The following is a 23,670-nucleotide window of genomic DNA, read 5'->3' as shown; positions in this document are numbered from 1 at the left end:
CCTTTTTCCTGTGCATATTTGAACGCATCCCAAACTACACTTTTCCCCGGTGAAACAGGTTTCCCAAAACTCATGTTTAAGATTTTCGCACCATTGTCAACTGCGTAACGAATTGCGTTTGCAACATCTTTATCTCTTTCATCACCATCTGGTACTGCACGAACGGTCATAATTTTTGCCGTTTTGTAACCCACTCCGTACTGGATTTCATTTCCTTGCGGATAACCTGCGATGATTCCCGCAACGTGGGTTCCGTGTTTTGCATCAGGACCTTCGTAATGGTTGTTTCCGTAGTTTTTCTGGGTATAATCGTCGTAGTTATCTCCCACAATTGAAGCTCTTGGATCATAATCCAAATTGTATTGCTTAGTAGCTTGTGGTTCGTAATAATCCAATGCTTCTTTCATTTGATTATTCATATACTTCTCCACTTCTTTCGAAGATTTTCCGGCAATTGCAGGATCCTGAGAAATACTTGCTAAAACTTGCGCAGCCATTGCCTGATCTTGTGTTGTAGGCTTAATGGTTGCTAAAGTTTCTGCAGTAAGATTTCTACCGTTCAGCATTGAAACCATCGTTGGAACCAATCCCTGAATTTTTTTATACAGTTCGTAGTTTTGTTTTGCTTCAGCGCTTTTCTTCGTAAAGTTTTCCTTTGCTTTCATGTACATCGCAAATTCTTCCGGCATTTTCGCCTGATTTGCTTTGTTGTTAGCTGAATTTGTTCCTTCGAAAATTGGCTGGTATTTTTTAACAACTCTTGTTACTTCAAGGTTATCTACATCAACATCGCCGCCTTTTCCCCCAATAAAATTCCATCCGTACACATCATCAATGTATCCGTTTCCGTCATCATCTTTTCCGTTATTTGGAACTTCGTTCGGGTTTTTCCACATATTTTTTACCAAACCCGGGTGGTCCACTTCCACACCGCTGTCGATAACTCCAACAACTACAGTTTTTGGCTTTAAACCTTTAGATTCTAAATATTTGTATGCGTTTTGGGTATTAATTCCATAAACATTTGCCGCAGCAAAATCTTTGTGATACCAAGTCATCAAATCTTTGTCCTGCATTGGGTCTACAGTTGTCGTTGTTTGCGCAAATGCAAAACCTGCACTTAAAAAAAACGAAGCTGCAATGAAGATTTTTTTCATATTAATTAATTTGTATTGATACTTTTTATATAGGTTAAACTTTCCGGTCCTTTGTTACAGAGCAAATCCAGGATAGACAAATCTTTTTCGAATCCTAGCTTATCGCTGAAGGTTTGATAATATTCGTTCATCGTGTATTCCGACTCTGTTTTGGCAGAAAATTTCTCTCTGAAATTCTGCTGTTCCGGTTCTTTGATGTATTCGTTATTCAAAGAATATGCCTTTTCTGTTTTGAGGATTGAAAGGATGATTTTTAAAGCATTTAAATTGAATTTCAGCAAAGAAGTTTCTTCACTATCAAAAATTGCCTTGATTTTATCCTCGTAAAATTCGAAATACGGAGAACTTTGATAAGCCGTTTTGATGGATTTCCAGTGAAGGTTTTTCCAGTTTTCAGCATTTGAAATTTCAATATCCTTAAACGCTCTTTTTCCGTTATGGTTGATAGGAATAATCAGCGAAAGTCTTCCGTTTGCGCCATAAATATTGGCTCTGTTTCTGAAAGTTTGCTTCGGAAAATTTTCAAACTGTTCAAAGACGATTTCAGATTCATCCAAAAACTCGGCAAACCACGAAACCGGCGGGAGATAAAATACAGGAAGAAGTTTACTCATGGCTTATTCTTCAGATTCTTTCTTTTTGAAAAATTTCGCGATATAATCCCACCCGAAGAAGAGCACCAAAATCAGCAAAGCAAGCCACCAATAAGATGTTTTATTCGGGTCTCCTGTGTTGGCTGCCTTGAACATTCTGTCCCAACGGATTTTTTTACCATTTGCCTGATAAGTTGAGCCTTGGTCTTTAAACAGACCTTCAACACTTAACCAAGTAAACATCGGTTTTCCAACGATATTTTCTTCAGGAACGTAACCGAAAAATCTTGCGTCCAAAGAAGCATCACGGTTATCACCAATCATCATATAATAATTTTGCTGAACGGTGTATTGTTTTGCTTCTTTTCCGTTGATGAAATATTTTCCGTTTTTATCTTCGAAAGTATTGTGTTCAAAATCAACAATTAGTCTTCTGTATTCCGGTAAATTATCAGGAGTTAAAGTTAAAACATCTCCTTTTTTAGGAATTCTTAAAGGTCCGTACCAATCCTGATTCCAGTTTTTGTTGATTGGGAAAATGCTCGAAGAAACATTTACTTTTTTAGAGAAAACCAACTTCTGCTCCTCGTAGGATTTTTTCATGTCAGGATAATAGCTGATTGCTCTTTCACCTTGAGGTTCAATAACTTCAGTAATCGACATTACTTGAGGATGCGCTTTGAGGTCAGCCGCTGTTTTATCTGTTAAGCCTTGGAAATTATACTGATAACCGGTCTCTGTCTGAACTTCTTCAACCGGCAAAAATCCGTAAGTATTATACAACGCCGGAACATCCAACTGAGAACCTGTGATTACTTTGTAAGCGTGCTGAACTTCCGCATCTGCCAATCTTTGTTCAGGTTTTCCGTTGATATACAGTTTTCCTGCTCTAAATTCAACCACATCGCCGGAAACAGCCACACAACGTTTTACATAAGGGTCTTTTCTGTCCACTGCAGTATGCACAGAATCTTGAGGATAATTGAAAACTACGATGTCGTTTTTCTCAGGTTTTTCCCAACCCGGAAGTCTTAAATAAGGCAATTTTACAGCATCAACATAAGATTTTGGGTCGTTTCTCGGATTTGCATCATCGCCTTTATCAAAAATTGTTCCCTGTAGAAAAGGAATCGCCAAAGGTCTCATCGGCATTCTGTAACCATAATTCAACTTGTTTACAAAAAGGAAATCTCCTACTAAAAGTGTTCTTTCCATGGAACCTGTCGGAATTCCGAATGGCTGTGTAATAAATGTGTGAATAATTGTTGCGAAAACTACCGCGAAAGTAATCGAACCCAAAAAAGAATCTCCTTTCTTCGAATTTTTTTCCTCTTCAGTTAAATAAAGTGCGTTTTCGTCTTCGACTTCTGTGTCTTTATTGTAATTCACAATGGCCATATAAATAAACGGTAAGAAAACCGTCAGCAACTGTTGTGGAATTAAAGACTTTCCAAATTTTTTCATTAAAAATAAATGGAAAACAGACATCATAATCGGACCAACAATTGGAAGATAAGCCAAAGCAGCCCACCATTTTGAATGCCCAGTTTCTTTCAGAATAATGTAGTAATTATAGAAAGGTATAAAAGCAAAAAGTGGGTTGTAACCCATTTTTTTGAAAAGCTTCCACGTTGAAATTCCCATTAATACTGATAAAATCAGCACGTAAACAGAATAGGTTAAAAAGTAGTTCATAATATATTGTCCGCTGCGTTCAGCATTTTACAATTAGTTTATTTTTTGAAGTATTTGTTACAGTTTAAAGCCCCAAAACGTCGTTCATGGTAAAGTTTCCGCTTTTTCCGACAATCCATTCGGCTGCAATTACTGCTCCCAAAGCAAAACCGTTTCGGTTGAAAGCCGTGTGTTTAATTTCAATTTCATCTACAGCACTTCTGTAAAAAACACTGTGTGTTCCCGGAACTTCGTCTTCACGAACGGCAAAAATTCCGAGTTGATTATCTTTAGTTTCTTCCAGTTTCCAGGCATCAAATTTTGAATTGTTTTTGATGATTCCTTCCGCAACGGAAATCGCAGTTCCGCTTGGTGCATCTTTTTTATGGATGTGATGAATTTCTTCCAGCTGAACATTGTATTCAGAAAAATCTTTCATCAATGAAGCCAGTTTTTCATTCAAAGCAAAAAATAAATTCACGCCCAAACTGAAATTGGAACCGTAAATAAATCCTGTTTCGTTTTCAACAGCAATTTTTTCGATTTCAGGTTTTTGTTCCAGCCAACCTGTGGTTCCACAAACTACGGGAACTTTCAAATCAAGACAGCTCTTAATATTGTTGAAAGCCACTTCCGGCTGAGAAAATTCGATGGCCACTTCTGCTCCGTTCAGATTTTCTGAAGTTGGCGTTTCGTTGAGTCTCGCCACCACTTCATGACCTCTTTCTGTTGCAATTTGGTCGATGATTTTCCCCATCTTTCCGTAACCGACAATTGCTATTTTCATAAAAATTTAGATTTAAAATAAGATAATTCCGAACTTAGTTAGAAATTGTAAGACAAGCTCAAACCGGCTTTAGTATTGGTTTTCCCGAATTCATCATAAAGAACTGTAGGTTTTAAAGCCAAATCCGGGTCGTGTCTTCCTTCGTACAAATGCGCATCTACAACAGCATCCACAATGTTAAGAACGTACACCAAACCTGTAACGGCAATTGCATAATCGCGCTGGCGTTTCATTCTGTCCTGTGTTCTTCCCAAAGCTTCTTTCGTAATTCCCGGAATATCCGAAAACTCGTGAGGAAGTCCGTTAAGTTGTGCTACATAAGCGTTTCTGTACCTTTTATACTGTTTATCATTCCACAACGTAATTCCAACTCCGGTTCCGATTCCTCCCCAAACGATTGGAATTTTCCAGTATTTTTTGTTGTAATACTGTCCAAGTCCCGGTAAAACGGCAGAATACAAACCTGCTTTTGTAGGGCTGAATTTTGGTTTTGAAGCCGGTGCATTCGAAGAATCGATATCGGCTAAAACCTGAACTTCATCTTTCGCTTTTGTTGAAATTGAATCGGTAGGATGATGTTCAACACGAATGGTATCGTTCGGATTGACCTGCGCAAAAATTACCGCAGAACAAGCCAAAAATAATATGGAAAGAAGATTTTTCATTTATCTGATGTGCGAAAGGATGTTTTCCAGCTCTTCTTCGTTCTTGAAATCCAGAACGATTTTTCCTTTCTTTCCGTTCGGAGCGGTTTTAATTTCCACTTTTACATCCAGAATATCAGAAAGTGCTTTCTGAGTTTTCTTTAAGGTATTAGAAAGCTGCGCTTTTGCCTTAGGCTCTGATTTTGCAGGATTTTTAAGCGTGTTTGCTGCCAATTCGGACTGACGAACATTTAAACTTTCTGAAATAATTTTATTGAATAATTTCTGTTGATTTTCTTCGCTATCCAAACTTAAAATCGCACGTCCGTGTCCTGCAGAAATTTCTCCGCTGCGGATTGCGTTCTGAACATCCGGACTCAACTTTAAAAGACGGATGGAGTTGGTAATGGTACTTCTCTCCTTTCCAACACGCTGACTCAAATTTTCCTGCGTCATCCCGATTTCTTCCAAAAGCCTTTGGTACGTCAACGCAATTTCGATAGAATCTAAATCTTCACGCTGAATATTTTCCACCAAAGCCATTTCCAAAAGCTCCTGGTCGTTCACCAAACGAATATAGGCAGGAATCGTTTTTAAACCTGCAATTTTAGACGCTCTGTAACGTCTTTCACCGGAAATAATTTCGAAACGGTCACCTTCTTTTCTTAAAGTAATAGGCTGGATAATTCCTAAATTTTCGATGGATTGCGCCAAATCGTTTAAGGCTTTTTCATCGAAATAAGTTCTTGGCTGCGAAGCATTGGGAAAAATATGTTCTATAGCAACCTCAACAATATTTCCTACCAACTTGTCTGCACCTTCGTCTGTTGCAGAGTTGATGGAAACCTTGGATTCCGAACTTAAAATCGCACCTAAACCGCGACCCATTGCACGTTTTTTATCTTTCAACTTTTTCTTTTTTAGTTTTTTTAGACTTCACTTCGTTTTTCAGCAAAACTTCTTCCGCTAACTGAATGTATTGAATCGCTCCCTTGCTTTCTGCATCGTACATTAAAATACTTTCACCAAAACTCGGCGCTTCGCTCAACCTCACATTTCTGCTGATTACAGTTTCAAAGACCATTTCAGGGAAGTGGGAATTTACTTCTTCCACCACCTGATTCGACAATCTTAAACGGCTGTCGTACATTGTGAGCAAAAGTCCTTCGATATCCAAATCTGCATTGTGAATTTTTTGAACATTTTTAATGGTATTCAACAATTTTCCAAGACCTTCCAATGCAAAATATTCGCACTGAATTGGGATGATAACAGAATCTGCCGCAGTGAGAGCATTCACCGTAATTAAACCTAAACTTGGTGCACAGTCGATAATAATATAGTCGTAGTTATCTTTTACAGATTTCAATGCCTGTTTCATCATGTACTCTCTGTTTTCACGGTCCACCAATTCAATTTCAGCAGCAACCAAATCAATATGAGACGGAATAATATCCACATTCGGAGAACTTGTTTTCTGAATAATTTTAGCAACATCAGCGCTGTGCTCCAACAAATTATAGGTGGAAAAATTCACCTCTTCTACGCCTAATCCGGACGTTGCATTTGCTTGAGGGTCTGCGTCAATTAACAAAACGTTTTTTTCCAAAACGCCCAATGCAGCAGCTAAATTTACTGCTGTAGTAGTTTTTCCAACGCCCCCTTTTTGGTTAGCAACTCCAATGATTTTTCCCATATTTCATATTTAATTTCCAAAAATACAATTTTATTATAATTTTCATCATTGTGAATAAGTAGCAAAGCGTTAAAGTATTGTTAATTAAAGCATTATAGAGAAAAAAAATTATCCACAATTTTTGGAAAATTGTGGATAATTATGCTTGAATTTTTAAAATATTTTCTAATTACTCGAACTGCATCGAAACGGGGAATTTAAAATAGCTTCTCACCGCTTCTCCTTTAATTTTCGCAGGAGTCCATTTTCCTTTGATGGATTTAATGGTTCTTTCCGCTTCTTTGTTGAATGCCGCGTCTTTTCCATTGGCTTTCACGCCTGAAATTGAGCCGTCTTTTTCAACAATAAATGTTACTACTGTTGAAATTACATCTCCGCTTCCATCGAATATACCAGTATCAAAATTATCAATCATTTTTGTTCTGAAAGAATTGATACCTCCGTTGAAATTTGCCTGAACATCAACCACGATTTTTGGAGAATCATCAACTGGCTGTGGTTTTTCAACAGGTTTTGTCGAAGGAACTTCTACTGATCCAGTTGGTATAATTGGTTTGTAAGTATCTTCGGCTTTTTCACCTTTAATATTTTCTGTTCCAATCTTTGCATCATCTGTTTTTGAAAGTGATGTTGCAGGTGTTTCTTCTTTCGTCAACACTTTCTTAGGCGTTGGAATCTCCAACTTTACTGTTTCTACCGGTTTTTCAATTGGAGGTTTTACGATTTCGACCGGTTTATCTGGATTGTCAGGAATATCTTGTAATTCTACTTCACCACCAATGATTTCTACTGGAGGTGGCGCAGTTTTAAAAGAATTTGCAATAAAAGGCGTTACTGCAATCGCAGCAAAAACTGCAATCCCAACAAACATTGCTTTGGTTAAAATCCTGTCGGATTCGTTTCTTAAAACGTAAGCACCGTAACTTTTGTTACGGTTTTCAAAAAGAATTTCGTCCAGTTGAAATTCTTTGTTTTGGAGTAAATTTTTCATCACTTAATACTTAAAATCGATTAAACTTAAAATAATTAAATGATTATCAGCTTTTATATGAATATCGCGAATTCTTTAAAACAAATTCAATAATCTTGCCAAAAAATTGTTTATTTTATGTAGAATTAAAAATAATGTTTAAAAATCGTTATTTTACACATAGGAAGAGTTTGCGAATAGTTTATTCTAAAGAAAATTGATGTTGTGATTTCAATTAAAGTTTAAACGTAAAGAACGCAAATGGAAATTTTTTAGACAGAAAAAAATTACAGACGCAAAGGCGCTTCGCTTAGCAAAATAAAAATAAAAAACGCCGCAAAAAAATTGCAGCGTTCTAATTTTATCGTTTAAATTTTAAAATAATTCTTTTCTGATAATATTCTGACTTCTTTCCGGACCAACTGAAACCAAGTAAACGTTAATGCCTAAATAATTCTCGATGAACTCGATATACTTTTTAGCATTGTCAGGAAGTTCATCATAGCTTCTTGCCTGAGAAATATCTTCTGTCCAACCTTCCAATTCTTCATAAATTGGTTCATAATTATAGAGTTTTGTTGTAGAAGAAGTGAAATAATCGATGATTTTTCCGTCTTCAGTTTTGTATTTCGTAGCGATTTTCAATGGAGAAATTCCGGACAATACATCCAACTTCGTAATCACTAAATTATTGATTCCGTTAATCATGGTCGCATGTTTCAGAGAAACCAAATCTAACCAACCTGTTCTTCTTGGTCTTCCGGTTGTTGCTCCGTATTCGTGACCAATTTTTCGGATTTCTTCGCCTAAATCATTATCCAGTTCCGTCGGGAAAGGACCATTTCCTACTCGTGTTGTATAGGCTTTTGCAACACCAATTAAATTTTGGAGTGATGTCGGCGGAACTCCGGCTCCTGCACAAACTCCACCTGTTGAAGGTGAAGAAGATGTCACGAAAGGATACGTTCCGAAATCGATATCCAACATCAAAGCCTGTGCTCCTTCAAACAAAACATTTTTGCCGTCACGAATAGCTTCATTCAGCTCTACTTCTGTATCAACAATTCTGTCCTGAAGTTTTTTACCGATTTCTACAAATTCATTATAAATATCATCAACGCTCAAAGTTTCTCTTTCGAAATACTTCTCGAAAAGTGCATTTTTAACACGAAGATTTTTTTCAATTTTCTCACGAAGAATTTCAGGATTCAAAAGATCAACCATACGTATTCCCACTCTTGCGATTTTATCCTCATAACAAGGTCCGATTCCCTTTTTGGTAGTGCCGATTTCAGTTCCGCCTTTTTCTTCTTCACGGTACGTATCGAGCATGATATGATATGGCATAATCACGTGTGCTCTGCGTGAAATAAAAATATGGTCGGTTTTCATTCCTCTGCTTTCAATTTCTTCAACTTCTTTAATGAAAGCTTTTGGATTTACAACAACACCGTTGGCAATAATACATTTACCTTTGCACTGCAAAACTCCCGAAGGAAGAAGGTGCAGCACGAATTTTTCATCTCCAACATACACGGTATGTCCGGCGTTATCGCCTCCCTGAAAACGGACTACATAATCTGATTTTGCGGAAAGAACATCGGTAATTTTACCCTTTCCCTCGTCTCCATACTGAAGACCTACAACCACGTAAGTTGACATAAATTTTTACTTTTTTTAGATTCGTACAAATTTAGTTTTAATAAAATCTTTGGGCAAAAATTATGGAAAAAGATTTTAGATTTTCAAAAAAATTAATCCGATTTTTTGGTAACACTGTTCATTCACAAATAAAAAATAGGTGGCAAAAGTAATTCCGCAGCAAGAATTTATAGCATTTTAATTCTGTTGCTCCAATAAGCAAAACAATCCAAGTAGCGAAATGCATCACTATCAAATCACTTTTTTGCTTTGAAGGAAGCTTCCGACGCCATTTGCGTATTTACCGGAGAACTTGCGTTAATTGTTAGAGGAATCTTAACTACAAAATATCTTTTAATTTTTTGTAAATTTGCACTTTGGAAAGCGTTATATGGATACCGTAAAAATTCACGATAAAGAATTCGTACCTTACCTGAAACACGATGAAATTCAGGAAATTGTAAAAAATTTAGCCCTAAAAATTCATGAAGATTATCAAGACGAAACGCCCGTTTTTATTGGTGTTCTGAATGGTGTTTTTATGTTTTTTGCCGATTTTATGAAATATTATCCCGGGAAATGTGAAGTAGCATTTCTTCAGGTGAGTTCTTATGCGGGAACCCAATCTACAGGGATTGTTTACAAAAAAATGGACTTAACTAAGGAAGTTGAGGGCCGTCACATTATTTTGATGGAAGACATCGTTGATACCGGAAACACCATTGAAAGTCTTTTCGAATATTTCAAAAATACACAGCGTCCAAAATCTTTGAAAGTGGCTTCATTATTATTGAAACCTGAAGTTTTCAAAAAAGATTTCACCATTGATTATGTGGCGAAAGAAATTCCTAACAAATTTGTTTTGGGCTACGGTTTGGATTACGATGAACTGGGTAGAAATCTGCCGGATTTGTATCAACTTTCTGAGGGAAGAATCAATCATTAATGTAAAGCTTTCGGCAATCGGCTTTCAGCATTCAGCAAATGAGGGATTATAAGAAATATGAAATTTGGAAACTCGGGCATCATCTTGCTTTGGAAGTCTATAAAATTTCCGAATGATTTCCGAGAGAAGAAATTTTTGGAATGACATCTCAATTAAGACGAGCAATTATTTCAGTAAACTTCAATATTGTGGAAGGCTGTGGAAGAGGAAGTGATGAAGATTTTAAAAGAATGCTCACTATTGCGTCGGGAAGTTCATTTGAAGTAGATTATGCACTTTTACTTTCGCATGATTTAGGATTTATTAGTGATCAAGATTACGCAGAAATTTCACCAAAATCGGAAGAATTAAAAATGAAAATATCAAAACTCATTCTGAAGATTCAGGAAGATATTGATAAGAAAAATAAAGAGAAAGGAAACAAAAAATAAGTCTAATAATAAATACTGCAGACAAAAGCTGAAAGCCGAAAGCCGAAAGCTGAATGCACCAAAAAAAATGATCAACATCGTTCTATTCGGTCCTCCGGGAAGCGGAAAAGGTACACAAGCACAAAACCTGATTGAAAAATTTAACCTGAAGCAGATTTCTACAGGAGATTTATTCCGTTATAACATGAAAAATGATACGGAATTGGGTAAACTGGCAAAATCTTATATCGACAAAGGAGAATTGGTTCCGGATCAGGTTACTATTGACATGCTGATTGACGAAGTGAGAAAACCTACCGACGCTGCAGGATTTATCTTCGATGGTTTCCCAAGAACAGCTGCACAAACAGAGGCTTTAGAAAATATTGTGAAAGAAGAACTGAACGACGATATTTCAGTTTGTCTCTCTTTGGTTGTGGAAGATGAAACTTTGGTGCAAAGGCTTTTGAAAAGAGGAGAAACTTCCGGCAGAACAGACGATTCCAACGAAGAAATTATCCGCAACAGAATTAAAGAATATTACGCAAAAACTGCTGAAGTTGCTGAACTATACAAACAACAGGGAAAATATGTTGAAGTAAACGGCGTGGGTGAAATTGATGAAATTTCGCAGAAACTTTATGCAGAAGTAGAGAAAATTAAATAAAATCGTCATTGCGAACATCGTGAAGCAATCCGTTAATAAGGATTGCTTCGTCGTTCCTCCTCGCAATGACAAAAAATCGTTTGTATGTCAAACTTTGTAGATTACGTAAAAATTCACTGTACGAGTGGACACGGAGGCGCTGGTTCTGCGCACCTACGTCGTGAAAAATATATTCCGAAAGGTGGTCCCGATGGTGGAGACGGCGGAAGAGGCGGACATGTTATTATGCGAGGAAATGCTCATGAATGGACTTTGCTTCCACTTCGCTATACTCGCCACATCAAAGCACAGCGCGGACAAAACGGTGCAAAATCGCAGTTAACCGGAGCTGACGGTGAAGATATCTACATCGATGTTCCGATTGGAACCATTGCCAAAAATGAAGACGGTGAAATTATGGGCGAAATTCTTGAAGACAAACAGGAAATCATTCTGATGCATGGTGGAAAAGGCGGACTTGGAAACGAGCATTTTAAATCTTCTACGAATCAAACGCCGAGATACGCACAACCAGGACTTCCCGGTGAAGAAGGTTATGTAGTTTTCGAACTGAAAGTTTTGGCAGATGTTGGTTTAGTTGGTTTCCCGAATGCAGGAAAATCAACACTTTTGGCGGCGGTTTCTGCAGCAAAACCCAAAATTGCCAACTACGCTTTTACGACTTTAACACCGAACCTTGGAATCGTTAATTACAGAAATTACAAATCTTTTGTAATGGCCGACATTCCCGGAATTATTGAAGGTGCTGCGGAAGGAAAAGGTTTGGGACATCGTTTCCTAAGGCATATTGAACGTAATTCTATCCTACTCTTTTTAATTCCTGCCGATTCTGAAGACCATTATCAGGAATTCAAAATTTTGGAAAATGAATTGAAAGAATACAACCCAGAACTGTTGGATAAAGATTTTATTATTTCAGTTTCAAAAGCAGATTTATTGGATGATGAACTGAAAAAAGAAATCTCGGCAGAATTCCCGGAAAACAAACAGCCATTATTCTTTTCGGGCGTTACCGGAGAAGGTTTAACGGAATTGAAGGATGTGATTTGGAAACATCTTCACGGATAATTATTACAATTTACACAGAATATTAAGGGTTTGACTTTTTTTCAAATCCTTTTTTTATGGCTTAATTGTTGAAGTTTCAGCGTAAATTTACATTATGAAATACCTATTAAGTTTATTCGCTCTTGTTTTATTAATGAACTGTACCGCACAAAATAATTCAAAATATGCTAAAATCGAATATGAAGCCGGAGCCTGTTTCGGGTTCTGCCCTATTTTTAAAATGACAATTAATCCCGACAGAACGGCCGTAATTGAAGCACAGCATTTTACTTTTGAAGAAGGACGCGGAAAAGGTGATTTCAACAAAGAACCCGAAGGGACTTTTACAGCAACCATCAAAAAAGCAGATTACGACAAGTTGATTTCACTTTTAGAAAGCGCAAACCTAAAGTCTTTGAACAGTTATTACGGAAACAAAAATGTTACGGATCTACCAACTTCATATTTGAAAGTTGCGTATACTGATGGTACTTCCAAGTATATTGAAGACTATGGAAAAGGCGGAACAGAAAAACTAGACGAGATCTACCAGTTTTTGGAAGACTTCCGTAAAACGCAGGTTTGGACGAAAGTGAAATAATTCCCCAAAAATATTTAGCGTATCTTTGCGCGACCAAATTTCCTTCCGAATGAGGGAAATTTTTTATTACAAACCAGTCATTCAGCAGGAGTAAATAGATTCAACAATCTCTTTTTAATTTTGAAATGAATGACATTTAAAATTAAAATCTTGAATTTTACAGACCTAAAATTATTAGAACCTATCTCCAAAGCTTTACAGGAAGAAGGTTACGAAACTCCAACTCCCATTCAGCAACAGTCGATTCCTGAAATTTTGAAGGGGAAAGATTTGCTCGGAACAGCCCAAACGGGAACCGGGAAAACGGCTGCTTTTGCCATTCCAATTCTACAAAATCTTCATCAGCAAAACATCAAAAACAATCAAATCAAAGCTTTAATTCTAACGCCAACGCGTGAATTGGCGATTCAGATTGAAGAAAGTTTTAATGCTTATGGAAGACATTTGCCATTGAGAACTTTGGTGATTTTTGGTGGCGTAAAACAGGGAGCGCAGGAAGCGAAATTGCGAAAAGGAGTCGATATTTTGGTGGCAACTCCAGGACGTTTGCTCGATTTTATTTCTCAGGGAATTATTTCCCTTAAAAACCTTCAGATTTTCGTCTTAGATGAGGCCGACAGAATGCTCGACATGGGTTTTGTACACGATGTAAAACGTGTGGTTAAGCTTCTTCCACAGAAAAGACAGACTTTATTTTTCTCCGCTACTTTTCCGAACGAAATTAAAAATTTAGCAGATTCGATGCTGACAAATCCTGTGAAAGTTTCGGTGACGCCGGTTTCTTCCACTGCGGAAACAATTCATCAGTCGGTGTATTTTGTGGATAAAGACGATAAACTGAATTTGCTGACGCACATTCTTCAGAACGATATTTCAGAATCGGTTTTGGTATTTGCGAGAACAAAACACGGCGCCGATAAAATTGCCAGAAAACTTCAGAAAGATAAAATCTCTGCAGAAGCCATTCACGGAAATAAATCACAAAACGCAAGGCAAAATGCTTTAAGTAATTTTAAATCAGGAAAAACAAGAGTTTTAGTAGCAACCGACATTGCAGCGCGTGGAATTGATATTGATGAACTGAAACATGTTATTAACTTCGAACTTTCTGACGTTTCTGAAACTTATGTTCACCGTATTGGAAGAACGGGAAGAGCCGGAAATGAAGGTCGCTCTATTTCTTTTGTGGACGGTTTGGATTTGATCAATTTAAAAAATACCGAAAAACTTATTGGCAAAAAAATTCCGGTAATAAAAGACCATCTGTTTCACACCGATGATTTGGTGGAACAGAAACGCGACAGCAATAATAAACCTTTTACACCGAAGCCTAAACCTCAGCAGAAAAAAGATATTGGCTTTAAAAAGCCGAAGAATAAAGGTTTTTTCAGGAAGAAATAATAAAAAAGTTGCAAGAAATGCAACTTTTATTTTTCAAAAACCTTGTTTGCATTCGCATCCGTAATCCTGCTAATTTCCTGAAAACTGACGCCGTAAATATCTACGAGTTTTCCTGCAACCAAATTGAGGTAAGAACTTTCGTTGCGTTTTCCGCGGTGTGGAACCGGAGCGAGATAAGGAGAATCGGTTTCCAGAACGATTTTATCTAAAGGAATTTCATGGAGAAACTGGTCTATTTTCCCGTTTTTAAACGTCACGACTCCACCAATTCCAAGAACAAAGCCTAAATCAATCGCATGTTTTGCCTGTTCCAGATTTCCGGAGAAACAGTGGAAAATACCGCGAAGTTTCGGGTGGTTTTTGCGCTCCAGAACTTCAAAAGTTTCATCAAAACTTTCACGCGTGTGAATTACAATCGGCAAATCTCTTTCAATTGCCCAATCTATTTGTTTTTCAAAGGCTTTTACCTGAATATCCAAAGTTGTTTTATCCCAATACAAATCAATTCCGATTTCGCCAATCGCACAAAAAGGTCTTTGGTTTAAGTATTTTTCTACCAAAGCAAGTTCCTGTGCAAAAGTTTCTGGCTTAACGTAGGTGGGATGCAATCCCATCATGGAAAAAATTTGGTTCGGATATTCCGCCTCTAGGGCCAACATTTTTTCATGATATTCGGAATCAATTGCCGGGAGGTAAAACTTGGAAATTCCTTTGTCCAAAGCACGTTGAATCATTTCTTTGCGGTCTTCGTCGAATTCTTCGGAATATAAGTGGGTGTGAGTGTCTATCATTTTTAATGAGTAATGAGTAATGAGTGATGAGTAATAGTGAATTATGAATTGTGATTTTTCTAAATTTTTCTTTTCATAATAAGGTCGGTTTGCACATCTTCACCCAAAACGAAATCGTGTTTTCCGACAGTTTCAAATCCATTTTTTTCGTAGAAGGTAATGGCTCTTTCGTTCTTTTCCCAAACGCCTAGCCAAACAAATTCAAGATTTTTCTCCTGACCGATTTCTAAAGATTTTTAAAACAGAAACTGCCCAATTTTCATTCTTAAAAATTCTTTCAGAACGTAAATCCTTTCAACTTCATAATGGTTTTCATCGAAATTTTCGGTTTGTGCTGTGTTGAAATTCAACTTCAAATAGCCTAAAACCTTTCCTTCTTCTTCCGCAAAATAAAATTCAGAATCTAGGTTTTGAAGTTCGAACAAAAGCCTTTCTTCATTCAAAGATTCCGAAATATATTGTTGCATATCTTGTTCGGAATTGAGTTCAAAAAAAGTTTCGTTAAATGTCTGAATGCTGATATTTCGTAAAGATTCTAAATCTCTTTCATCAATTTTCCTAACCGTTAGCATCACTAAAAATTTTGTGTTTCACTTTGGTTTGTTGCAATAAAATCTTTCCCTTTAGATTTTCCAAAAATTCCTGATATTTTGGATTGCTTTCATCGGAAGTTTTATGTTGTAAAGACTGTGCAATTTTAAAATTTTCTTCAATAAAATCCATTGTTTCATCAGAGAAATAAGCGTTCCCGAATTTCTCAAAAATATAATTCACAGCCTGTGAATTGGGATGAATCATGTCGTCTTTGTAGAAACGGTAATCGCGCAAATCGTCCATCAATATTTCATACACCGGAAGATAATAACAGTTGTCGAACTGCGGAATCACTTCGTGAATTGCGGAGATAAGTTTGGCTTTACTGAGATTGTTTTCAACCATTCCGTCTTTGGTGTGACGAACCGGAGAAACCGTGAACAAAATTTGCAAATTTTCAGGACAGATGTCTTTCAAATTTGAAATAGTTTCTTTGACACTTTCCTCAATTTCAGTTTGAGTTAAAAGCCTTTTTTTAAAGAATTTTCCGGGAATTTTATGACAGTTCGCTACCAGTTTATTCTTCGGTAGAAATTCATAAATAAAAGAGGTTCCGTAAGTGATGATCACCCAATTTGTGGTTTGTAGAAACAGATTTCCTTCTTCAATTTTAGTATTAATTTTTTCCAGCGTTTGATGTGGAAATCTAGCATTGAAACTTGTGTGGTGGTCCAAAGAAATCGCCTGTTCGCCATAAGCAATTAAATCTTCTTCTGTGTAAAATTCGGAATCATGAAGTTTTTTAATTGCCTTATTGATCGAATACGGATTGAAAATCGTTCCGAAAGGATTGTTTAAAATCTGCAATTGTCCTTTATCTAGAAGTTCGGACATTTCAGTGGCAAAACAGGAACCGATTGAAAATATTTTGTCTTCAATTTCGATTTTCTGTTTGGATTCGGGAATATGAACTTCGGTGCGGAATTTCATTTAAGATTCTCTTCTTAAAAGGTAGTTGGCTAATTCGCGGAACGGTCTTTTCTTTTCTTCGGGTAAATCGATTGAATTAAGATAATCCTGTCCAATTTCGTTGTGTTTTTGAATTAAACGCAACACCTTTTCATCAATCTTCGTTCTTCTGAAAATTTTAATTACCCCGTGAACTTTATCGATATTATCGGTCTTTTTAGAGTACCAGTGTTCCAATTCTTTTCTTTCGCCTTCATCCGCTGCCTCCATTGCCAAAAGATAAAGCACGGTTTTTTTGTTTTCGTAAATATCTCCGGCCTGTCTTTTCCCGAACTGGGCCATATCTCCAAAAACGTCCAAATAATCATCCATGATCTGGAACGCAATTCCGATATGTTTCCCGAAGTTGTACAACTTTTCTGAATTTTCATCGGAAGCTCCGGCAATCATTGCTCCAATTTTAAATGAAGCAGCACTTAAAACGCCTGTTTTATTGGTAATCATCTGGATATAATCGTCGTAAGTAACGTTTTCCTGCGTTTCGAAATTAACATCCTGCTGTTGTCCTTCACAAAGCACAGCTCCTGTTTTCGAGAATACTTTAATGCATTCTTTAAACAAACCATATTCCAAATCCTCAAAGAACTGATACGCTTTAATCAACAGAGCATCTCCGGATAGAATTCCCACATTTAAGCCATGTAAAGTATGAATGGTAGGTTTGTTTCTACGAAGCGGTGCTTCATCCATGATATCATCATGAATCAATGTGAAATTATGGAAAAATTCTATCGCCAATGCAGGCTTCAAAGCTTTCTCGATATCGCCGTCAAATAATTTACATCCCATTAAAACCATAATAGGTCTCAATCTTTTTCCACCATGACTAATGATGTAGTTCATAGGTTCATAAAGTTCTGAAGGCTGTTCTTTGAAGGTATATTTTTCAATCGCCGCAGCGACAATCTCCTGGTACTGGTCTAAAAAATCCATAAAATAGTTCTGTTTAGTGCAAAAATACAATTTTTGATGGGGGTTTAAAACAAAAAACTTTGCCAAAAAAGGCAAAGTTTTCATAAATATTTTCTTTCGGAAATTATTTAACCATCATTACGATAAGGTAAGTAATTCCTGCAACAATTGCTGAAATAGGGATGGTTAAAATCCAGGCCCAAAGGAGGCTTACTGTAATTCCCCATCTTACTGCGGAAACTCTTTTCGTTAATCCTACACCAATAATTGCACCTGTAATGGTATGGGTTGTAGAAACCGGAATTCCGAAATGTTCTGTTAGGAAAAGCGTGATTGCACCAGCAGTTTCGGCACTTACTCCTTCCAAAGGTGTTACTTTGGTAATTCTTGTTCCCATCGTTTTTACAATTTTCCAACCACCACTCATCGTACCTAAAGCAATCATTAAGAACGAAGCGAAAGGAACCCACCAATAATGTTCTACAAAGTAGGAAAACTGATGTTTACCGTCCAAAGCGATATAAGTTGGGTCGTGAAGCATATTCACATGGTAAAAAATTACCGCAGCTCCAATAATACCCATAACTTTCTGAGCATCGTTGGTTCCGTGTCCTAAACTGAACAATGCCGAAGAAACCAACTGTAGTTTTTTGAAAACGTTGTCTGCTTTTCTCGGGTTTGATTTTCTTGCGATAAAAACAATAATCAAAGTGATGATGATTGAAATAATAGAACCGATAATTGGCGCCAAGAAAATAAACAGGAAAATTGGGATCACTTTTTCATACTTCACCACATTTTGGCTAAGAAGCTGTTTGAAAGCCGCACCCACTTTATCAAAGAAAGATAAATCCGGTTGAGCTATTGCAACTGCATGATAATCAGAAACCAACGCGTACATTAATGCAGCTCCCAAAAATCCACCAATCAATGTATGAGAAGAAGATGAAGGAATCCCAAACCACCAGGTGAGTAGATTCCAGGCAATTGCAGCCACAAGACCAGCAAAAATGACTTCGAGATTAATAAAGTCTTCATTGACCGATTTTGCAATGGTATTACCAATTTTAAATTCGCCAATAACATAAGCAGCAAGGAAAAATGCAGCGAAGTTCCACACTGCAGCCCAAAGAACAGCCTGAAAAGGCGTTAAAACTTTAGTGGAAACAATGGTCGCAATAGAGTTTGCAGCATCATGAAATCCGTTGATATAATCGAAGATTAACGCCAAAACGATAATAACGATTAAAAGTATAGGAAAATCCATTCTTTAAATTTTAATTAACAGAGGTTTACGCGTATTTAATAACAATGTTTTCCATTGTATTGGCAACGTCTTCTGCTTTATCTGTAACTGTTTCCAGATATTCAAGAACAGATTTTACTTTGATGATATTTATAGCATCATTGGTTTCGAAAAGTTTTACAATAGCCTGGCTTAAAACATCATCTGCCAAGTTTTCGTAAGAATTGATTTTGATGCAAGATTCTTTAACACCTTTAGGGTCATTAAATTCTTTAAGACCTTTAATAGCGTTTTCAATTTCCTGACAAGATTTGTAAATCAGCAGTGAAAATTCTGTGTAAGCCGGGTCTAGCGGACTTTTATAAAGGTAAATATACTTTGCTGAAGCATACATAAAATCTGCAATATCATCCAGCTCACTTGCCAAGAGATTGATATCTTCTCTGTCGAAAGGAGTAATGAAGTTTTCGCCCAACTGAACGAAAATTTCGTGCGTTAAATCATCAAGCTTATGCTCATAATCACTCATGTTTGTAAGAAGCGTATCATCATTGATGTCGAAATCCATTAATCCCTCGTGGAGTTCTTTGGACATTGCTGTAAGCGTTTCTGCTACTTTTTCGAAAAGAACGAAAAACACTTTGTCTTTCGGCTGGAAGGCTTTAAAGATATTACCAATTCCCATGTTGTTTCATTTAATAATTAAAGTTTTGCAAATTTCAGAAAAAAGCTTTCACTTTAAATAATTACAATGTTAAGTTTTATTAACATTACCAAAATACTTATCAACAAAAAAAGACGGCTTAAAAGCCGTCCCATATTACGTTTAATGCTATTCAGCAAATTTTAGTTTGCTACTTCCGCACGCATTTCTTTTCCTTTAAATTTCAAAGTTTGCATTCCGCGCAGGATTTCATCTTTGTATGATTTTTCAACCTCAAAGAACGAGAATTTCTCCAAAATTTCGATCTCTCCGATGTCTGCTTTCTTCTTGGATTTTGAAGTGGCTTTGTTGATGATATCCAACATATCTACTTTTTTAAGATGGTCTTTTTTTCCAAGGTTGAAGAAGAAACGTACCATATCTCCATTATTTCTGCGCTTTCTGTCGCGACCTCCCTCTCTGTTGTCTCTACCATCTCTGTCTCCTCTTCTACCGTCTCTCTCACGTCCGTCACGCTCTCGTCGGCTTCTGTCTCTTCTGCTATCTTTTCCGTCGTCCGAACCAAATTTTTGCTCAGCCAAGTCGTTTTTGTCTTTGTAATACATCGCCAAATCTCTCAACTGCAACTGAAGCAATTTGTGAGCAAGTTCCTCTTTGGAAAATTCGGAAAGATCCGGAATCAGTTTATCGTCAAACTCAAAGAAATCTTCATGTTCTGTAAATAATTTTTCAAAAACACCTCCAACTTGAGCTTTTATAATCGCATCACCTGTAGGAATTTTCTTTTCCTGAATATCAATTTTAGTAGAAGATTTAATCTGCTTTAATTTTCTTGATTCTTCAGGTTTAATCAATGCCATTGAAATTCCATCTTTCCCTGCTCTACCTGTTCTTCCGCTTCTGTGGACGAAAACTTCAGGATCATCCGGAAGTGAATAATGGATTACGTGTGTTAAAGAATTCACGTCCAAACCTCTCGCAGCAACATCCGTTGCTACCAAAATATCAATGTTTTTCAGTCTGAATTTCTTCATTACCGTATCACGCTGTGCCTGAGACAAATCTCCGTGAAGTGCGTCTGCTGCGTAACCGTTCTGCATCAGGAAATCTGCAACTTCCTGCGTTTCCATTCTTGTTCTACAGAAAATAATGGAATACTGATTTGGATTTGCATCAATCAATCTTTTCAACGCTTCTTTCTTGTGACGGTAACCAACCACGTAATATTCGTGTTTGATATTTTTCTTCACTTCGTTGATGGAACCAACTGAAATTCTGTGCGGATTAGTTAAATAATTTTTCGAAATTCTTTCCACCTCTTTGTTCATCGTTGCAGAGAATAAAAAAGTCTGTTTCGTTTCTGGAGTTTCTCTCAAAATAGTTTCCAAATCATCTTTAAAACCCATAGATAGCATTTCGTCAGCTTCATCCAAAACCAACCAGCTGATTTCAGAAAAATCAAGTGCTTTTCTGTTGATAAGGTCAATCACACGTCCAGGAGTTCCCACAATGATTTGCGGTTTGTCGCGAAGAGAGCGAATTTGGTCCATAATACTGCTCCCACCATAAACTGCAGTAGTTTTGATGTTGGTAAGGTATTTCGAATAATTTTTAATGTCTTTGGTAATTTGCAAACAAAGTTCTCTTGTAGGACACAGCACCAAAAGTTGGATTTTGCGACTCCCGTCGTCAATCATATCCAAAATCGGAAGCGAAAATGCTGCTGTTTTGCCTGTTCCTGTCTGCGCAAGTGCGATGAGATCGCGAATATCTGAAGAGATAAAAGGAATAGTCTGTTTTTGGATTTCTGTAGGGCTCACAAAGCCCAAATCGCCAACTGCCTTCAAGATTTCAGGACTTAAGTTGGTCTCCGTAAATAAATTCATGTAAATGATCGTCTATAATTCGGCTGCAAAGATACGCTTTTTATTTTTGATAATTTTTCGGGGTGTTTATTAAATTTTTGTTAAAGATTAGAAAATCACAATTTTAGGACAGTTTTTAATTAAATTTGATGATAAAACCAATTCCAAAAATGGCTGCAACAATCAAAAAAGAAACCTTAGGTTTCCTGAAAAAATTAGTAAAGAACAATAACCGAGAATGGTTTAGCGAAAATAAAAATCTTTACACCGAAGCGCAACAAAATGTTCTGGAATTCGTGACTGAACTTCTGGACGAAATGTCAAAATTCGATGAAAATTTAGCAAAACTCGACCCGAAGAAAACGCTGTTCAGAATTTATCGAGACACCCGATTTTCTTTGGATAAATCTCCGTACAAACTCAATTTTGGAGCTTCGATTAACGGAATTGGAAAGAAAGACGGAAGTGCTGATTACTACCTTCACATCGAACCCGGAAAAGCTTTTTTGGCAGCCGGAGTTTATATGTGCGACCCGAAAAGACTCAAAAAAATCCGTCAGGAAATTTCTGAAAATCCGGAGGAATTTAATTCAATTGTCAACCAGAAAGATTTTAAGAAATTTAATTTCATCGAAGAAAAATTGTCGCGCGTTCCGCAAGGCTTTGAAAAAGATGACCCAATGGCGGAATATCTGAAAATGAAGCATTTGGTTGTTTCCGTAAATTTGAAAGATGAAGACCTGTTTCAAAAAGATGCAGTGAAAAGTTTCACCAATACTTTTAAAAAGATGCAAAAGTTTGTTGATTTCCTCAACAGTGTTGAATAAAACAAAAAAGCCACGAAAATTTCGTGGCTTTTCTATTATTTGCTCTTCTTAATACTTCTCCAAAAGAACGACTGAATTATTATTCGTCAAAGAAACTTGCCCCTTAATTACAGGCATTGTTGCACCTGAATAAGCATCACGGATTTTATCGCCTTCATTAAAAATTCCGTCAACATTTACAGATTTTGTTCCGCTTGGTAAATCTAAACCTATCACCACTTTATCATTATTATACGTTCGGGAAAACCAATATGGACTCTGTGAAATCATCACATGAACACCGGCTCCAACTGCAGGATGATTTGCTCTGAATTTTCCTAATTTTTGCCAGTATTGTAAAAGTTTCTGGGTTTCAGGTTTGTTGGCAATATCATTCCAGTTCATATTGCTTCTTAACGTTGCATCTCCTTCTGTTCCGGCAATAATTAATGAACGTGCGCTTTCATCACCGTAATAAATTTGTGAAATTCCGGGAGTCAACAATAATTTTGTAGCATTTTCATAAGATTTTTTGCGCTCTTTATCATAAGGCCAACCGTCATCATGGGAAGCGGAATAATTCATCACCGTTTTTCCATTCAAATCGGAATGCAAAAGTTTTGAATAATTGCTAAAGATTTCTTCATAAGATTTATTCGCGTCCCCTTTAAAATCAAAATTAATTAAGCTTTTGAAACCATTTTGGTAATAATTGACTTTTTTATCTCCGAAATCATAATTCTGTTTCTGGGAAATTCCATAACCATACACTTCTCCAACGGTAAAGAACGGATTATTATCCAACACTTTTCCAGGATTTTCTCTTTTGTAAATATCGAAAGCCTGCTGACAAACTTTTTGGAAATCTTTCCACACATCTTCATTGGTATGCTTAACGGTATCAACGCGATATCCATCAATTCCATATTCTTGGACATAATCAGCGAGCCATTTCATGATGTAATATTTTGGCGCTCTTGGATAGCCAGTTCTTGCAAAAAATTCGTCCAAAGATTTCATTTCTTCTTCATACTTCCCTTCTTTTTTCCATTTATCAACAAGCATTTGAGGCAATTCAGCCGGAGCATTGGATTCGGTTACAATATCGGGAAGATTCGCTACCAAAGTACAAGCAGTCATGCTTTCGTAGTTGGAATATTTACATTGCGGCGAAGTTCTCACCCACGAATTCGGATAAACTGCATCTTGCGCGGTAACCGGACCGGTGTGATTAATTACTGCATCCAAAACCACACGAATTCCTTTTTTGTGAGCTTTTTCCACAAGTTCTTTCAGTTCAGCTTTTGTTCCGAAATTCGGGTCGAGTTCTGTCCAGTCTTTTGCCCAATATCCGTGGAAACCATAGGTATTTCCTGTTCCTTCGTTGGTAGCACCATGAATTTGCTCAACAAGTGGCGTCATCCAAATTGCATTCACTCCCAAATCTGTAAAATAGCCGTCATCAATTTTCTGAATCACACCACGCAAATCTCCTCCTTCAAAACCACGAAGTACCGCAGCTTTTTCTGTTCTTCCGAAATTAACATCGTTAGAAGTGTCGCCGTTTTTAAAACGGTCTGTCAATAAAA

23 protein-coding genes and 1 pseudogene are annotated in these 23,670 nt (G+C 36.9%); 7 read left to right on the top strand and 17 right to left on the bottom strand.

Annotation, left to right across the window (positions count from 1 at the left end):
• The 9 genes from Q0252_RS11370 to Q0252_RS11330 all read right to left on the bottom strand — a co-directional run.
• A partial coding sequence (locus tag Q0252_RS11370; protein WP_297986391.1) for a S8 family serine peptidase occupies positions 1-1,157 on the bottom strand: 1,157 nt, incomplete at its 3' end.
• A 5-nt stretch (positions 1,158-1,162) separates the two neighbouring features.
• Positions 1,163-1,771 (bottom strand): WbqC family protein, encoded by a 609-nt coding sequence (locus tag Q0252_RS11365; protein ID WP_297986389.1) that lies wholly within the window; start codon positions 1,769-1,771, stop codon positions 1,163-1,165.
• A gap of 3 nt (positions 1,772-1,774) precedes the next feature.
• Entirely contained in the window at positions 1,775-3,445 is a 1,671-nt protein-coding gene (lepB, locus tag Q0252_RS11360) for a signal peptidase I (RefSeq protein WP_297986387.1), read from the bottom strand.
• A gap of 64 nt (positions 3,446-3,509) precedes the next feature.
• Complete coding sequence (gene dapB, locus Q0252_RS11355; protein ID WP_297986386.1) at positions 3,510-4,211, bottom strand: 4-hydroxy-tetrahydrodipicolinate reductase; 702 nt, start codon at positions 4,209-4,211, stop codon at positions 3,510-3,512.
• A gap of 38 nt (positions 4,212-4,249) precedes the next feature.
• Positions 4,250-4,876 carry a DUF5683 domain-containing protein gene (locus Q0252_RS11350; protein WP_297986383.1) on the bottom strand — a complete coding sequence of 209 codons (627 nt, stop codon included), beginning with the start codon at positions 4,874-4,876 and terminating at the stop codon, positions 4,250-4,252.
• Positions 4,877-5,764: a ParB/RepB/Spo0J family partition protein gene (locus Q0252_RS11345; RefSeq protein ID WP_297986380.1), complete on the bottom strand. Its 888-nt coding sequence runs from the start codon at positions 5,762-5,764 to the stop codon at positions 4,877-4,879.
• The gene (locus Q0252_RS11340) at positions 5,754-6,551 is read right to left on the bottom strand and encodes a ParA family protein (protein ID WP_297986378.1); all 798 of its coding nucleotides are present in this window, start codon (positions 6,549-6,551) and stop codon (positions 5,754-5,756) included. The genes Q0252_RS11345 and Q0252_RS11340 overlap by 11 nt, the downstream gene beginning before the upstream one ends.
• Before the next feature lie 169 nt (positions 6,552-6,720).
• Positions 6,721-7,542 (bottom strand): energy transducer TonB, encoded by an 822-nt coding sequence (locus Q0252_RS11335; RefSeq protein ID WP_297986376.1) that lies wholly within the window; start codon positions 7,540-7,542, stop codon positions 6,721-6,723.
• A 354-nt stretch (positions 7,543-7,896) separates the two neighbouring features.
• On the bottom strand, positions 7,897-9,183 hold the full coding sequence (locus Q0252_RS11330; protein ID WP_297986375.1) for an adenylosuccinate synthase: 1,287 nt from the start codon (positions 9,181-9,183) through the stop codon (positions 7,897-7,899).
• Positions 9,184-9,553: 370 nt separating this feature from the next.
• On the opposite strand from Q0252_RS11330, the gene hpt reads away from it, so the two are divergent.
• The 6 genes and pseudogenes from hpt to Q0252_RS11300 all read left to right on the top strand — a co-directional run bounded on the left by hpt (position 9,554) and on the right by Q0252_RS11300 (position 14,234).
• On the top strand, positions 9,554-10,108 hold the full coding sequence (gene hpt, locus Q0252_RS11325; RefSeq protein ID WP_297986374.1) for a hypoxanthine phosphoribosyltransferase: 555 nt from the start codon (positions 9,554-9,556) through the stop codon (positions 10,106-10,108).
• A 128-nt stretch (positions 10,109-10,236) separates the two neighbouring features.
• Positions 10,237-10,539 (top strand): annotated as a pseudogene (locus Q0252_RS11320) (four helix bundle protein); the annotation flags it as partial.
• Positions 10,540-10,606: 67 nt separating this feature from the next.
• On the top strand, positions 10,607-11,185 hold the full coding sequence (locus Q0252_RS11315; RefSeq protein WP_297986373.1) for an adenylate kinase: 579 nt from the start codon (positions 10,607-10,609) through the stop codon (positions 11,183-11,185).
• 84 nt (positions 11,186-11,269) lie between these two features.
• Entirely contained in the window at positions 11,270-12,253 is a 984-nt protein-coding gene (gene obgE / locus Q0252_RS11310; RefSeq protein ID WP_297986372.1) for a GTPase ObgE, read from the top strand.
• Positions 12,254-12,347: 94 nt separating this feature from the next.
• Positions 12,348-12,833, top strand: coding sequence for a DUF6438 domain-containing protein (locus tag Q0252_RS11305; protein ID WP_297986371.1), 486 nt, complete (start codon positions 12,348-12,350; stop codon positions 12,831-12,833).
• A 150-nt stretch (positions 12,834-12,983) separates the two neighbouring features.
• Positions 12,984-14,234: a DEAD/DEAH box helicase gene (locus Q0252_RS11300; RefSeq protein ID WP_297986393.1), complete on the top strand. Its 1,251-nt coding sequence runs from the start codon at positions 12,984-12,986 to the stop codon at positions 14,232-14,234.
• Positions 14,235-14,260: 26 nt separating this feature from the next.
• Here the strand turns inward: Q0252_RS11300 and Q0252_RS11295 are convergent, their stop codons facing one another.
• The 7 genes from Q0252_RS11295 to Q0252_RS11265 all read right to left on the bottom strand — a co-directional run bounded on the left by Q0252_RS11295 (position 14,261) and on the right by Q0252_RS11265 (position 21,296).
• Positions 14,261-15,025 (bottom strand): TatD family hydrolase, encoded by a 765-nt coding sequence (locus Q0252_RS11295; protein WP_297986370.1) that lies wholly within the window; start codon positions 15,023-15,025, stop codon positions 14,261-14,263.
• Between the two features lie 236 nt (positions 15,026-15,261).
• A complete protein-coding gene (locus Q0252_RS11290; protein WP_297986368.1) occupies positions 15,262-15,597 on the bottom strand; it encodes a GNAT family N-acetyltransferase in 336 nt (111 codons plus the stop codon).
• Positions 15,584-16,549: a GSCFA domain-containing protein gene (locus Q0252_RS11285; protein WP_297986366.1), complete on the bottom strand. Its 966-nt coding sequence runs from the start codon at positions 16,547-16,549 to the stop codon at positions 15,584-15,586. Before Q0252_RS11285 ends, Q0252_RS11290 begins: the two co-directional genes overlap by 14 nt.
• Positions 16,550-17,521: a polyprenyl synthetase family protein gene (locus tag Q0252_RS11280; RefSeq protein WP_297986359.1), complete on the bottom strand. Its 972-nt coding sequence runs from the start codon at positions 17,519-17,521 to the stop codon at positions 16,550-16,552.
• Between the two features lie 103 nt (positions 17,522-17,624).
• Entirely contained in the window at positions 17,625-18,767 is a 1,143-nt protein-coding gene (locus tag Q0252_RS11275) for an inorganic phosphate transporter (RefSeq protein ID WP_297986357.1), read from the bottom strand.
• Between the two features lie 25 nt (positions 18,768-18,792).
• Positions 18,793-19,431 (bottom strand): DUF47 domain-containing protein, encoded by a 639-nt coding sequence (locus Q0252_RS11270; RefSeq protein WP_297986354.1) that lies wholly within the window; start codon positions 19,429-19,431, stop codon positions 18,793-18,795.
• Positions 19,432-19,592: 161 nt separating this feature from the next.
• Complete coding sequence (locus Q0252_RS11265; protein WP_297986353.1) at positions 19,593-21,296, bottom strand: DEAD/DEAH box helicase; 1,704 nt, start codon at positions 21,294-21,296, stop codon at positions 19,593-19,595.
• Between the two features lie 128 nt (positions 21,297-21,424).
• On the opposite strand from Q0252_RS11265, the gene Q0252_RS11260 reads away from it, so the two are divergent.
• On the top strand, positions 21,425-22,102 hold the full coding sequence (locus tag Q0252_RS11260) for a DUF2461 domain-containing protein (protein ID WP_297986351.1): 678 nt from the start codon (positions 21,425-21,427) through the stop codon (positions 22,100-22,102).
• A 48-nt stretch (positions 22,103-22,150) separates the two neighbouring features.
• Here Q0252_RS11260 and Q0252_RS11255 read toward each other — a convergent pair.
• The coding region (locus Q0252_RS11255) for an alpha-amylase family glycosyl hydrolase (protein WP_297986348.1) at positions 22,151-23,670 on the bottom strand (1,520 nt) is incomplete at its 5' end.

The organism is uncultured Chryseobacterium sp. (genome assembly GCF_936933875.1).
Taxonomy (GTDB): domain Bacteria; phylum Bacteroidota; class Bacteroidia; order Flavobacteriales; family Weeksellaceae; genus CAKZIK01.
The sequence above is the reverse complement of the archived record's forward strand: the minus strand, read 5'-3'. Positions and strand labels throughout refer to the sequence as shown.

What these genes read in the sequence shown, in the direction of transcription:
- lepB (WP_297986387.1), bottom strand. Translation starts at nt 3,445, where the DNA reads ATGAACTACTTTTTAACCTATTCTGTTTACGTGCTGATTTTATCAGTA.
- Q0252_RS11260 (WP_297986351.1), top strand. Translation starts at nt 21,425, where the DNA reads ATGATAAAACCAATTCCAAAAATGGCTGCAACAATCAAAAAAGAAACC.
- Q0252_RS11275 (WP_297986357.1), bottom strand. Translation starts at nt 18,767, where the DNA reads ATGGATTTTCCTATACTTTTAATCGTTATTATCGTTTTGGCGTTAATC.
- Q0252_RS11280 (WP_297986359.1), bottom strand. Translation starts at nt 17,521, where the DNA reads ATGGATTTTTTAGACCAGTACCAGGAGATTGTCGCTGCGGCGATTGAA.
- dapB (WP_297986386.1), bottom strand. Translation starts at nt 4,211, where the DNA reads ATGAAAATAGCAATTGTCGGTTACGGAAAGATGGGGAAAATCATCGAC.
- Q0252_RS11270 (WP_297986354.1), bottom strand. Translation starts at nt 19,431, where the DNA reads ATGGGAATTGGTAATATCTTTAAAGCCTTCCAGCCGAAAGACAAAGTG.
- Q0252_RS11305 (WP_297986371.1), top strand. Translation starts at nt 12,348, where the DNA reads ATGAAATACCTATTAAGTTTATTCGCTCTTGTTTTATTAATGAACTGT.
- Q0252_RS11335 (WP_297986376.1), bottom strand. Translation starts at nt 7,542, where the DNA reads ATGAAAAATTTACTCCAAAACAAAGAATTTCAACTGGACGAAATTCTT.
- Q0252_RS11265 (WP_297986353.1), bottom strand. Translation starts at nt 21,296, where the DNA reads ATGAATTTATTTACGGAGACCAACTTAAGTCCTGAAATCTTGAAGGCA.
- Q0252_RS11285 (WP_297986366.1), bottom strand. Translation starts at nt 16,549, where the DNA reads ATGAAATTCCGCACCGAAGTTCATATTCCCGAATCCAAACAGAAAATC.
- Q0252_RS11295 (WP_297986370.1), bottom strand. Translation starts at nt 15,025, where the DNA reads ATGATAGACACTCACACCCACTTATATTCCGAAGAATTCGACGAAGAC.
- Q0252_RS11340 (WP_297986378.1), bottom strand. Translation starts at nt 6,551, where the DNA reads ATGGGAAAAATCATTGGAGTTGCTAACCAAAAAGGGGGCGTTGGAAAA.
- Q0252_RS11350 (WP_297986383.1), bottom strand. Translation starts at nt 4,876, where the DNA reads ATGAAAAATCTTCTTTCCATATTATTTTTGGCTTGTTCTGCGGTAATT.
- Q0252_RS11365 (WP_297986389.1), bottom strand. Translation starts at nt 1,771, where the DNA reads ATGAGTAAACTTCTTCCTGTATTTTATCTCCCGCCGGTTTCGTGGTTT.
- Q0252_RS11330 (WP_297986375.1), bottom strand. Translation starts at nt 9,183, where the DNA reads ATGTCAACTTACGTGGTTGTAGGTCTTCAGTATGGAGACGAGGGAAAG.
- hpt (WP_297986374.1), top strand. Translation starts at nt 9,554, where the DNA reads ATGGATACCGTAAAAATTCACGATAAAGAATTCGTACCTTACCTGAAA.
- Q0252_RS11290 (WP_297986368.1), bottom strand. Translation starts at nt 15,597, where the DNA reads ATGCTAACGGTTAGGAAAATTGATGAAAGAGATTTAGAATCTTTACGA.
- Q0252_RS11315 (WP_297986373.1), top strand. Translation starts at nt 10,607, where the DNA reads ATGATCAACATCGTTCTATTCGGTCCTCCGGGAAGCGGAAAAGGTACA.
- obgE (WP_297986372.1), top strand. Translation starts at nt 11,270, where the DNA reads ATGTCAAACTTTGTAGATTACGTAAAAATTCACTGTACGAGTGGACAC.